Annotated in this window: 11 protein-coding genes; 3 read left to right on the top strand and 8 right to left on the bottom strand. The window is 45.3% G+C overall.

The window, feature by feature from the left end:
* Window positions 1–7: 7 nt before the first annotated feature.
* From G7Y39_RS11305 to G7Y39_RS11320, 4 genes are read right to left on the bottom strand one after another with little or no spacing between them, the layout of a single operon-like run.
* A complete protein-coding gene (locus G7Y39_RS11305; RefSeq protein WP_165157566.1) occupies window positions 8–1,357 on the bottom strand; it encodes a DEAD/DEAH box helicase family protein in 1,350 nt (449 codons plus the stop codon).
* The gene (locus G7Y39_RS11310) at window positions 1,357–2,028 is read right to left on the bottom strand and encodes a DUF4276 family protein (protein WP_165157567.1); all 672 of its coding nucleotides are present in this window, start codon (window positions 2,026–2,028) and stop codon (window positions 1,357–1,359) included. The genes G7Y39_RS11305 and G7Y39_RS11310 overlap by 1 nt, the downstream gene beginning before the upstream one ends.
* Window positions 2,025–3,116: an AAA family ATPase gene (locus G7Y39_RS11315; RefSeq protein ID WP_165157568.1), complete on the bottom strand. Its 1,092-nt coding sequence runs from the start codon at window positions 3,114–3,116 to the stop codon at window positions 2,025–2,027. The genes G7Y39_RS11310 and G7Y39_RS11315 overlap by 4 nt, the downstream gene beginning before the upstream one ends.
* Window positions 3,117–3,135: 19 nt before the next feature.
* Window positions 3,136–4,803, bottom strand: coding sequence for a site-specific DNA-methyltransferase (locus tag G7Y39_RS11320; protein WP_165157569.1), 1,668 nt, complete (start codon window positions 4,801–4,803; stop codon window positions 3,136–3,138).
* Window positions 4,804–5,633: 830 nt separating this feature from the next.
* On the opposite strand from G7Y39_RS11320, the gene G7Y39_RS11325 reads away from it, so the two are divergent.
* A complete protein-coding gene (locus tag G7Y39_RS11325; protein ID WP_165157570.1) occupies window positions 5,634–6,413 on the top strand; it encodes a phosphatase PAP2 family protein in 780 nt (259 codons plus the stop codon).
* Window positions 6,414–6,439: 26 nt separating this feature from the next.
* Here the strand turns inward: G7Y39_RS11325 and G7Y39_RS11330 are convergent, their stop codons facing one another.
* Window positions 6,440–7,957 carry a GH3 auxin-responsive promoter family protein gene (locus G7Y39_RS11330; RefSeq protein ID WP_165157571.1) on the bottom strand — a complete coding sequence of 506 codons (1,518 nt, stop codon included), beginning with the start codon at window positions 7,955–7,957 and terminating at the stop codon, window positions 6,440–6,442.
* A gap of 80 nt (window positions 7,958–8,037) precedes the next feature.
* Here G7Y39_RS11330 and G7Y39_RS11335 point away from each other — a divergent pair, with 80 nt between their 5' ends.
* Entirely contained in the window at window positions 8,038–9,051 is a 1,014-nt protein-coding gene (locus G7Y39_RS11335; protein ID WP_165157572.1) for an ATP-dependent 6-phosphofructokinase, read from the top strand.
* A gap of 62 nt (window positions 9,052–9,113) precedes the next feature.
* Here G7Y39_RS11335 and rnc read toward each other — a convergent pair whose 3' ends face one another.
* Genes rnc through G7Y39_RS11350 form a run of 3 tightly spaced genes read right to left on the bottom strand, consistent with a single transcriptional unit; the run spans window position 9,114 to window position 11,481 of the window.
* On the bottom strand, window positions 9,114–9,956 hold the full coding sequence (gene rnc, locus G7Y39_RS11340) for a ribonuclease III (RefSeq protein WP_165157573.1): 843 nt from the start codon (window positions 9,954–9,956) through the stop codon (window positions 9,114–9,116).
* Between the two features lies 1 nt (window position 9,957).
* Window positions 9,958–11,223 carry a beta-ketoacyl-ACP synthase II gene (gene fabF, locus G7Y39_RS11345; RefSeq protein ID WP_165157574.1) on the bottom strand — a complete coding sequence of 422 codons (1,266 nt, stop codon included), beginning with the start codon at window positions 11,221–11,223 and terminating at the stop codon, window positions 9,958–9,960.
* 21 nt (window positions 11,224–11,244) lie between these two features.
* Window positions 11,245–11,481 carry an acyl carrier protein gene (locus G7Y39_RS11350; RefSeq protein WP_165157575.1) on the bottom strand — a complete coding sequence of 79 codons (237 nt, stop codon included), beginning with the start codon at window positions 11,479–11,481 and terminating at the stop codon, window positions 11,245–11,247.
* Between the two features lie 154 nt (window positions 11,482–11,635).
* Here G7Y39_RS11350 and G7Y39_RS11355 point away from each other — a divergent pair, with 154 nt between their 5' ends.
* Window positions 11,636–12,205 carry a phosphoribosylglycinamide formyltransferase gene (locus G7Y39_RS11355; RefSeq protein ID WP_165157576.1) on the top strand — a complete coding sequence of 190 codons (570 nt, stop codon included), beginning with the start codon at window positions 11,636–11,638 and terminating at the stop codon, window positions 12,203–12,205.
* Window positions 12,206–12,552 lie beyond the last annotated feature (347 nt).

The following is a 12,552-nucleotide window of genomic DNA, read 5'->3' on the forward strand; positions in this document are numbered from 1 at the left end:
CTTCAAACTATCTTAGGTTAACTTGACTTATTATATAGTTAAAAGAATAAGTGCGGTCAACAAGGGTGTGAGGGATAATGATGTAATGCCAAGGCTTTCCGTCATTTTGGACAGTAAACTCGGTGGCTCGACGGCAGAACTCGCGGGCGGCTTCTGCCTTGGCTTGCACGTCCGAGTCATTGACATCTTTCTCAGCTTTTGTCTCGCACATATAGATTGCATCTGAGGTCTCCACGATGAAGTCCGGCTCATATTTCTTAGCACCACTAGACCAATATATATTGAACTGATTGGGCACGGGGCGAATCCATTTCAGAACTTCATTATTAGTTTCGAGTATGAATGCGAAGTCAAGCTCGGTGGAGCTGTCAAAGCGATATTTGGTGTAGTAGGATTTTTTGAAACCTACATACACGAATTTTACAACGGCTGATTTTTGTGCCGGTACCGGCTCATGGAAATCCAACGAACCCCGGTTGTTGACAACAATGGGTTGGTCGGGTATTTTTGAGAACGGAAGCACTTTGTTGATTTTGAACTCTCCCGGAATAATGCGGTAGTGTTCTTTCATCTGCTTATAAATGTTGTCGGAAAGGCTTTGTTTGAAAGCGTGAACGCGCTCGTTCAAATCATCGTCGGAGATGCCGGGAGCATTACTGCGGATCGCATCTACGGCTTGCCCGACAAGTTTATAAAGCAGGTCGGAAACCTCGTCATAATCCACATCGTCGAAGTCAATCAGCGAAGCAATGAGCTGTTCAACGGCAGGGCGTCTGGAACTGCCGGATTTACCTGCGATAACTTCGAAGTCTGTTGAATCATGCAGACCTTGACGGATAATTTCTCGGTGCAGTTCATCAAGATTATAGCCGTTGGAGGTATCGAGGTCAAAATCTTCAAAGATTGCCTTGACATTCTGCTGTTCAACGACGATGCGCGGAGGACTGGCGACAAATTCGCTTATCCCCTTGAAAACATATTTTGAATAAGATTCGTCGCCGAAGTCCTTTATCAACTTCTCGTAGAGTGTGAGATTCGGAGCGAGAATGAAGAAATGTTTGATACCCTTCTTGAGATAGAGGTATGCAATGATGGCACCCATCAGTCGGGTTTTACCGATGCCCGTAGCAATCGAAAAGGCAAGCGAAGGAAAGTCGCGGTCAAAACCTTTGACCGTCGGCACGATTGATTTAACCTTTGCAAGCTCGGCTGTGATAAACATTTCGAGCATATCCGGGTCGGTCGGCGGCTTCTGCAAGGAGAGTTTGTCGGCAAGACGGGCTGTAAGCTCCAATGCTTTCGCAAGTGGTTTGCGAAGCGAAAGACGTTGACGTATGTAGTTTACCTGTGAGTCCATTATTCTCTACATCTTTGAATGAGTTGCTCTATCCAGTCTCTGAATCGCGGGCATTTTTCGAGAATAACTTCCATTCCATTCTGCAATAATATGATATTGCCGTCTCCAACCTTATCATATTCCTGAATGATGGATAAAATTCTTTTTGATGGTGCACCCTCCGGACTGCTATTGATCTTTTCCGGATTGTCAAATTCTGAGATAATTCTATATAGACTGCTTGTGCGTTTATCAGAATCTCCATAGCAATATCTAAACCCATCACACGAGGCAAACATGAATGCTTCAAATTCATGCAACTGAATATATGGAATGAATCGAGAATCATTGATATCGGCTGACATACATTTCTGTATCTCTTGAGCTTTTATCTCATCGCTCGACAAACTCTGCAAATTTTCGGGATGTGGGAAATGCGAAGGCAAACGAAAGAAGTCAATCAATGTCGAAACAACCAAATCCGGATTGGATGAGGACAATGATTTTAAAATCTCATCCTTCAAATGACTGTATTTCGTCATCCCTCCCCGATTGTTCGGATTGCTCCTTATTACTATTGGAGAAACATAATAGCTTTCAATCACACCACATTCTTCAAGATATGGGGCTACCAATTGAGATATAAACTCTCGCTCAGATTGACCTTCAACTATAATATCCAATCTTTTCATGGTTGTCCTCCAATTATGTTTTTCTCCCATATTTCTCCGAGACTGTAGTCTGTCAGCCATGCTGAATAGCGGTCTTTATCAAGCCTGTCAAAAACAGATTGGCCGTTTCTGCGCGAGACAACGATGATATCTTCTGGTGTGAAACAGTCAACAACATTTGACGATTGCGTAGCTAATATTATTTGAGTCTTGAACGATGCACGCCTCACCAATGCCCCAAGTTTTACTATTGCGGCAGGATGTAGACCAAGTTCAGGTTCATCTATTATGATGGTTTCAGGTGGATTCGGCTGAAGAAGAAGAGTGGAAAGAGCAATAAACCTAAGAGTCCCGTCTGAAAAATTAGTGGCGTCCAGATACATATCGGAATTCTTTTCCTCCCATTCCAAGCTTATATATCCTTCCATATTTCTATCTGGAATCAATCTGAAACACTTGAAATACGGAGCGATGGATCTTACGGTTCCTTCTATCAGATTATAAGCGTTAACATTGGTGGCTTTTAATTTATAGAGAAATGGAGCGAGATTCGATCCGTCGTTACGGAGGTATTCATTGTCGCCTGTCCTTGTTGCTCTGCGCATCGGAGAACTCAGACTGGTGTCATGAAAATGATATACGGTAAAACTCTTCAAAAAGTTATGGATATAACCTGCTCTCCATTGAGGACGATTCATTATGGCTGATTCAGTTACATTTGTATCCCAAGTACGCTGATGCCATGATTCTGAATAGTTCTTATCCGAAACGTCATCTTTATTGAAATAATCTTTAGTATACTCTATGTATGCGTTAGGTCCAGGGGTCGGACGGAGTTTAAATTCAACAGTATTTTTGTTGTTGAAATCAATCCATCCGAGGATATAGTCGGATATTTTTCTTCCATGGTACAGCATAGAATCAATGCCTCCATGTTGAAGAAGGTAACTGTTTAGTCTCTGCTCAAGGAGATGACGTGTAAGATCGAAGAAAGAAATCAGATTGCTTTTCCCTGCTCCGTTGGCTCCGATGAGAACATTTATCTTACGGAAAGGTATTATGGCTTCCCGTATTGACTTGTAATTAATTATTCCGATCTGTTCAATCATAACTTCTGATTCATACTTGTTAGTCAAACAATGATGGTTCTTTAGGAGAAAGGTTCTCCTCCTCTTGTTCAATATCCTCCCATTCTTCATCGCCGATGTCGGGCACCGATATGATGTTGAGAGAATAATCGTCGTGGTCGAACTCGCAGGTGTCGAGAAGAACCTTGGGGATTTTCTTGATAGTGATGTTCGAGAACTTGTTGCGGCATTCCGGCTGAAACTTGGTGCAGCAGATAAGCAGTGATTCATCTTCGCCCAACTGGTCGTGAATGGTATCGAGCATTTCAGCGGTTATCAGCTGGGTGGTAGTGAAGATGTAATCATGCTCCGAACTGTGTCCTTGTTTCCAATAAAGGTCTGTATCAGGAGAATATGTAAATCCTTGATACTTCGCCATTGCCGCCGCCAGCATATCGGCATTATACTCCTTGTTGATGATCAGGTTGCCGTGCTTGTCGTGGTTGAGCAGGCTCGGCGCAAGTTCATAGAATTTGAATCCTCCTCCGCCTTTCCAGTTTTGTGCTTTGGAAATTCCACCTTGCTCGCCCTCGATAACTTTCTTCATACGGAGAGCGCAATGCGTATAGGCATGGTCGCCTAATTCTACTCCAATCCATCTGCGACCCATCTTGTGAGCAACGGCGGCGGCGGTGCCGCTGCCAAGAAAGCTGTCAAGAACGATATCGCCGGGATTGCTGCCGAGAGTCAGCACTCGCTCAAGTAAACGTTCTGGTTTAGGCGTAGCAAAAATATCATCAGGATTATAACCTTTGACCTCAGCTTTAGCCTCCTGATTGTCTCCGACCTCTTCTCTAAGCCATATCGTAAGAGGTACAAAGCCGCCTTTCACATCGGTCAAGAATCGTTTATAGCGAGGAACGTTATTGCCATTAGGCCCGAAGTAAATACGATTATCAGCAATAAGTTCGGCCATTCTGCTTTCTGAAAAACGCCAACTGGTACCAACAGGAGGCATAACTACTCTACCCGACGGAGTTGTAATAGGATAGATATCTTTGGGATTAGGCGTTTTTACATGGCAAGGGCCAGATGCCCAAACACCTCTTGGGTCATTATCGACGTTAGTATATCCTTTTGATTCATCAGTTGGGCGGGGTAAAAGATTCGGCTTCCAATTTTGTTTGTCCTTTGCATACACGATAACGAAATCGTGATTGTCGGAGAACCATCTTGCATCATTAGCTCGTGTATGTTTCTTTTGCCATATAACATTTGCTACAAAATTGTTTCTACCGAAAATTTCATCGCATAGCACTTTGCAATAAGCCTGTTCTGTATCATCTAATGAGATCCACATGGACCCGTCTTTTGACAACAAGGTGTGCAAAATCATCAATCGATCTCGCATCAGCGACAACCATATAGAGTGTTCTACACCATCATCATAATGTTCAAACGCACTACCTGTGTTATACGGTGGGTCGATATAGATGCACTTGACACAGCCGGCATAATCCTGTTCGAGCGATTTCAGCGCAAGCAGATTGTCGCCGTGAATCAGCATATTGCCATTCCACGGCTTGCCGTTCGGCAGCACAGCCGTTTCAACCTCGCCATAGGAGTATTCGGGATTCTCAATCAAAATCCTCGGCTCCAACGGCTTCTTATCCTCGTCGTACTTACCAATCCAAGTAAGTTCCAATTTATTTAGTCTGTTCTGTGCCATAATTGTCATTTTATATTTTCTGCAATTTTAATCTTTGCAGTCTCAACTTCTTTAATCGCATTCAATAACAATTCACCAATCCGATTCTCTTTATCTACAAACTTCTTAATCGGGTCGGATTTTATATTGGTAATACTAACATTTATGTTACTTAATAAATGCGAATTTAGCTATTTTTGTTAGACTCTGGTAGTTTTGAGGCGAAAATCCGAGAAATCGATATGTTCCGCATGCGATTTGACATTTTGGCATTTTGACATTTTGTAAACGGAAGTCCCGGAGAATCGATTATTCCGGGGCAAGGGACAGGGCCTCTTCAATTCTACGTTAAAATATATTTAATCAATTTATCTTTAGCTATATACAGAAAAACGTCCTTTCATTCTAGCGAAAATCATTCATCCAAATGCGTATCCATTGACTTCTTGGGGCGATTCCATTGGGTTACGACTGGGTTCTGACGGGGTTACGATGCCTATTCATGGCGGTTTACAACCCTATTCATGGCGGTTTACAATGCCCAACGGTAGCATTGGAAGTTGCCCAACGCGACTAAATGTGTAGGTTTTCGTCCCCTTTCTCGCTTGAAAACGGGAATATTCTCACCCAAAAGAGCCTTTTGTGGCTCCTCCTGGCTTCTGGTTTGGCCGATCTCAGGAGCGTCGCTGTCGCGATTTGCCTGTAAAAAGAATCATAAAGAAAGGAAGATGGCGATTTGGATATACTCTACAGACTTGGCAAAGTAAGATATATTGCGTTTTTTTCGGTTTTATATTTGTACCTTCGCGAATATACGCGACTGATTTATGTTTTAGAGGGAAATAATGGATATGATGTATAGGAGATTAATCGTTTTGGCAAGCCTTTTGATAGGCTTCGTAAATGTTACGCTGGCCGGCGTTCGTGATACGCTAAACGTACGTTCCCAAGCCCTTGTCGAGGAGCGACTGCCAATTGTCGCTTATACGTTTAACCCGAAAAGCTTGATTCTTCCGGCCTCATTGATAACGGTGGGAGCCGTAGGAACGGCGATCGACGGGATGAATGATTTTCACCTGTTTTCGCGAAAAGATTCCGTGAAGCAAATCCATATCGATAATTACTTGGAGTGGGGAATGTTGGGCTGGGTATTTGTTTGCGACCTTATGGGAAAAGAGAAGCATAATTGGGTAGACCAACTTTGCTTGGTCGCTTTGGCGGAAGGGATGAACGGATTGATGGTGCATGGGCTGAAGAACTGGGTAAACGAGCCTCGCCCGGATGGGACGCCTTATTCGTTCCCGTCCGGACATACCGCGAATGCTTTCTTAGGGGCGCATATGGCTTACAAGGAATTCAAGGATAGCTCGCCTATACTCGCTTACTCGGGTTATGCGTTAGCGGCGTTCGTGGCAGGTTCCCGCTTATACAATAACAAGCATTGGGTAGCGGACGTGGTGGCCGGCGCGGGTTTCGGCATCTTGTCGGTAGAGTTATCGTATCTGGTCTATTTCCCGATTCGTAACGCTATCGCGCGCCGGATCAATCGAAACGTGAGGAACTGCCCGGTCGTGGCCGCTCCGGTATTTGGCCCGAATATGGCGGGATTCTATCTGACTTATCAATTCTAACGCGCCTTATGGATAGCGCGGCCGGCTCATAGAGACTGGTTGACGCGCAAAAGCTCCTCGATATGCGTACGGTCGTTGCCGAGGCGCGGGATCTTGTGTTGCCCGCCCAATTTACCTTTCTGCTTGAGCCATTCATAGAAAGCGCCGTCGCGGGCGATAACGATTTCCGGCGGCTGGAGGGAGATCTCTTTATACCGTTTCGCCTCATAATCTGAGTTCAGCTTTTGCAAGTTCTGATCCAACAAAGTGGCGAATTCATCGAGAGATCCCGGTTTCTTGTCAAATTCGATAAACCATTGGTGCCGCCCTTTCGCCTTATCCAGCATAAAGAGTGGGGCGGCGGTATATTCCTTTACCTTCGCCCCGGTTCGTAGGCAAGTCATGGCGATCGCTTTATCGGCGTTATCCACCATCAGCTCCTCGCCAAAGGCATTGATAAAGTGCTTGGTACGCCCGGAGATAACGAGCTTATGAGGGAATAACGAGGTGAAACGTACCGTATCCCCGATCTGATAGCGCCATAATCCCCCCGAGGTCGTGATTACCATCGCGTAGTTTTTCCCGGTCTCTACCGATTCCAGCGGCAACACGGTCGGATGGGCGCTATCCACCTCGTTCATCGGGATGAACTCATAGAAAATACCGTAATCCGGCATCACTAGCAAACTGGGGTCTGCCGGGTCATCTTGCAGTCCGAAGAAACCCTCGGATGCGTTATAGGTCTCCATATAATGCATCTTATCCGATGGAATCAAGGTTTTATATTGCTCCCGATAAGGCTCGAAACTGATTCCCCCATGGAAGAAGACCTCCAGATTGGGCCATACGTCCGTAAGATATTCCCGCCCTGTTTTTCTCAATACGGCCTTGATCAATACCAACATCCAGGAAGGAACACCAGACAGGCTGTTCACATCCTTGTCCCAAGTATTCTCCACGACAGCCTTGATCTTGCTTTCCCATTCATCCATCAGGATGATGGGTTTCCGGGGGACGCGTACTAAATTGACGAGCGGATTGAGATTCTGGAGTAATACGGCGGATAAGTCGCCTTGATGAGCCTTGGCATTTAGCGGGGAAGGGCTATGGCTACCTCCCAATATCAAGCCTTTCTTGGAGAAGAAACGGCTTCCCGGGTTGTTTCGCAGATAAATGGCTACGCAATCGAAGCCTCCTTTATAGTGGCAGCCCTTTAATATCTCGGGGGTGACGGGTAGGAATTTACTTTTGTCGTTCGTGGTTCCGCTACTCTTGGCGTACCACCGCACCACCGAGGGCCAGAGAACATCCCTTTCTCCGTTTATCATCCGGGTGACATACGGCTTTATGTCGTCATAAGTCTGTAAAGGAAGTCGTTGGCAGAAATCGGAATACGTACGAATGCTCTTATAATCATATTTGAGTCCCCACTCTGTCTTGCGTGCCTTTGCGAGAAGAGCATGCAGCTGCTTGTGCTGGATGAGATCTATATCCTGCCCAAACCGCCCGATCTCCGTTTGTCGATGGCGGAGAAGGAGCGAGATCGTCCGTGTTAAAATATCCATGCCCTTTTTATTTGTTTGAGTGCAAATGTAGGCATTCTCTTTTTATTTATATCTTTGCTAAGTACTAAATTAACGTTACGATGAAAATAGGGATTCTCTCATCGGGTGGCGATTGCCCCGGTATCAACGCTACGATCCGTGGTGTTGGCAAGACCGCTATCATGCATTATGGTATGGAAGTGATAGGTATTCATAGCGGTTTTATAGGTCTTTTGAATAAAGACATCCAAGTTTTCGATGAACGGAGCCTATCCGGCATATTGAATTTGGGGGGAACCATTTTAGGAACCTCCAGAGAGAAGCCTTTCCGTAAGCTCTTGGCCTCGGGGGATTCGGAAAAGCCGGAGATCATTAAGAAAAACTATGAGGAGCTAGGGTTGGATTGCTTGGTTTGTATCGGAGGGAACGGTACGCAGAAGACGGCCAATCTATTATCTCAGATTGGATTGAACGTGATAGGCGTTCCCAAGACCATCGACAATGATATATGGGGTACGGATGTTACGTTCGGTTTCAATACCGCCGTGAATATCGCCACGGAATCGATAGACCGTCTTCATTCTACGGCTAGTTCCCACAAGCGGGTGATGGTCGTTGAAGTGATGGGCCATCATGCCGGATGGATCGCCTTGTACGCAGGAATGGCCGGAGGTGCCGACGTGATCTTACTCCCAGAATTGGGATACGATATCGATAAGGTGAACGAGGCGATCTTGGATCGGGCTCGCAGGGGCAAACCTTACTCTATCGTCGTGGTGGCCGAGGGTATCGAGACTTCGGATAAAAAGCGTCCTTCTGATTATATCACCCGAGCTATCGAGGCGGGAACGGGTATCGAGACCCGCGATACCGTGTTGGGATATACCCAACGGGGTGGAAATCCCTCTCCGTTCGACCGCAACCTCGCCACCCGCCTGGGAGGCCATGCCACGGAACTGATCGCCAAGGGTGAGTTCGGACGTATGGTTTGTATAAAGGGAGATACGGTGGAATCCATCCCTTTGTCAGAAGTAGCGGGAAAACTAAAATTGGTGACACCGGATCATGATTTGATCGTACAAGGGAAACGGATGGGCGTGACATTCGGGAAATAATAAAGCACTCCCAAAAGCTATCCTATCATTCCTGCTTTTGGGAGTGCTTCATGTCGAAAATCTTATACAGCTCCTTCCTCGGGGAGCTCGGAGAACTCTTCCTCACCGGTTGATTTATCCGTCTTCTCTTTCTTTGTGGTAAAGATACGCCGCTGGAGTTCTTTGTCTGTCCGCAATCTTTTGATCGCCATTTTAGAAGCCGCTTGCTGAGACTCTTTTTTGGAGTAGCCGATACCTATGCCAATTTGCTCGCCGAGCAATTTAATCGCGCTCTGGAATACAGGATTCCCATCGCTATCCGTAAAAGATTCTATTAGATCGAATGAAACTGATATTTTGTTCTTTTGGCTCCATTCTATCAGGTTCGACTTGAAATTTATCTCTTTCCGGACGAGCGTATCTACATCGATATACTTTTCTATCATCACGTCGCGGATAAATTTGTAACAAACATCATAACCTTGATCCAGATAAATGGCGCCGATCAAGGCCTCGAGCGCGTTACCATACAAATGATTGTTATGAGAGTTTATCTTGGTTGAATAGACTACCATTTGATCCAAGCCGAGTCGTACCGCGATCTTATTCATCGTCTCCCGCTGTACGATCTTGGAACGTGTGTTTGTCAAAAAGCCTTCCCGCTTATTCGGGTAGCGCTTATAGACAATATCAGCGACCGCGGCATCCAAAACGCCATCTCCCAAGAACTCAAGGCGCTCATTGTTAATATATTTGCCATTACCTATCTCTACTGATGATGATTTATGCAACAACGCCTGCTCGTAAATCTGGAGATTGTCCGGATAAAAACCTAGAATCTTTGATAAAGACAAATAAGGCTCCCTGCCTTTATTTTGCAGGAGCCTTATTCCTCTATGCAGCTGTTTGTATAGCTTTCTAAACACGTTATTTCATGAATTTTTTAACAATAGCGCAAGCGTTGTGTCCGCCGAAGCCAAACGTATTTGATAAAGCGGCTTTCACCTCTCTCTTTTGAGCCTTATTGAATGTGAAATTCAGCTTATAATCTATTTCAGGATCATCATCGCCCTCAGCATGGTTAATGGTCGGCGGGATAATACCATCGTTTACAGCCATAATGCACAGGATCGCCTCTACCGCTCCGGCAGCGCCAAGCAAGTGACCGGTCATTGACTTTGTGGAACTGATATTCAGTTGATAGGCATGCTCTCCGAACACATCTTTGATCGCCTTTACCTCCGAAATATCGCCCACGGGAGTCGATGTACCATGAACATTGATGTAATCAATGTCTTCCGGAGTCATTCCTGCGTCTTCCAATGCGTTGCGCATCACCAACTTCGCCCCTAAACCATCCGGATGAGAAGCGGTCAAGTGATAAGCATCGGCAGACATTCCAGTCCCGGCGATCTCGCAATATATTCTAGCGCCGCGTGCTAGCGCATGCTCCATTTCTTCCAATACCAAGCAAGCTCCACCTTCGCCCATCACGAATCCGTCACGGCTGGCGCTGAACGGGCGAGACGCGGTCTCGGGAGAATCATTCCGTGTCGATAACGCGTTCATGGAGTTGAATCCACCTACTCCCGATTCAGAGACAGCCGCTTCCGCCCCACCGGTGATGATGACGTTAGCCTTGCCCAAACGGATATAATTGAATGCGTCACTGATAGCGTTTGTAGAGGATGCGCAAGCTGAAACGGTCGCAAAATTCGGGCCGTGGAATCCATAAAGCATGGAAATATGTCCGGCCGCGATATCCGAGATCATTTTCGGGATGAAGAACGGGTTAAACTTCGGACCGATCGTATCCTTGATCTTCGCATAACTCAATACTTCCTCGTCAAATGTCTTGATACCGCCGATACCTGAAGCGAAAATAACGCCGATACGGTTCTTATCTTCGTTATCCAAGTCCATTGCCGCGTCCTCGATCGCTTGTTTCGCCGCGTCGATGGCGAATAAGCTATAACGATCACACTTGCGAGCCTCCTTACGATCCATAACTCTCAATGGATCGAAGCCTCTAACTTCGCATGCAAATTGTGTCTTGAATTTGGATGCATCAAACTGAGTAATAGGTCCTGCGCCACTTTCCCCGTTGATAATACCTTCCCATGTCTCGGGGAGGGTATTACCAAGAGGAGTAATAGCTCCAAGACCTGTTACTACAACTCTTTTTAATTCCATACCTTTAGTTAAAAGGATTGATTACTTCGCATTAGCCTCGATGTAAGCGATAGCGTCACCTACAGATGTAATCTTTTCTGCTTGATCGTCAGGAATTGAGATGCCGAACTCTTTTTCGAACTCCATAATCAACTCTACAGTGTCAAGAGAGTCTGCTCCTAAATCGTTAGTAAAGCTTGCTTCGTTTGTAACTTCTGTTTCTTCAACACTTAACTTGTCAACGATGATAGCTTTTACTCTTTCAGCAACTTCAGACATAACTTTTTCAATTTAGATTAATAAATACGAATATACTTTTTAAATTTGCAGTGCAAAGAAAAGAATTTTTTATGTTACAAAGCAAATTTAATAAGCTAAAAATGTGGAAAACTGCACATTTTTTCTTTTCTTGTGCATTTAAACATCTAAAAACATGAAAAATATAGCGATTTTTGCTTCCGGGTCTGGTACGAATGCCGAGAACATCACCCGATATTTTGCTAACAGTGAAAATATTAATGTCGCGGTTGTTTTATCGAATAACCGTAATGTTGGCGTGCATGGACGGGTAAACAGGTTGGGGGTACCTTCTTTCGTGTTTTCACGGGAGGAATTCATTGCAGGTGTGCCTGTCTTGGAAAAGTTGGCGGAATATGATGTCTGCCTTATCGTGTTGGCCGGTTTTATGAATAAGATCTCCGATGTGATTCTTCAGGCTTTTCCCGGTAAAATCGTGAACATCCATCCTGCATTACTTCCTAAATATGGCGGTAAAGGAATGTATGGCATGCATGTGCATGAGGCGGTCGTGAAGGCCGGTGAGCGGGAGTCGGGTATTACTATACACTATGTTAATGAGCATTATGACGAGGGAGCGATTATTTTCCAGGCCTCTTGTCCGGTATCGCCATTGGATTCCCCGGAGGAGGTGGCCCGCAAGGTACATGCCTTGGAGTATGCGCATTACCCGGAGGTGATCGAGGAGCTACTTCGTGCGTTATAAATGTGCTTCAAGAGATTAAGAATGAAGTTAGCTCCATCGCCCAAGTATCTTAGCTGTGTTGGCCAAGTATCTTAGCTGCGTTGTCGATAGAAGTTAAGATACTTGGGGCCGATTGAGCGTCACACGGATAGATATTCGTAAGCATTCGAACAAATACACATTGTACAGCTTGAGGTTTGGTTGTTGCTTTGCAGTAGCATATACAATCCAACCTCAATTATTATGAATAGATTAGAATTTGAAGAATTAGAATTGCAGGTGCAACAAAGTGGCCTGCCATTGAAGTCGTGCCTACAGCAAGTAGGTGTAAGTTATTCAACCTATCACTACTGGCGCAAGAAGTATTC

Source organism: Parabacteroides sp. ZJ-118 (assembly GCF_011038785.1).
GTDB lineage: Bacteria > Bacteroidota > Bacteroidia > Bacteroidales > Tannerellaceae > Parabacteroides.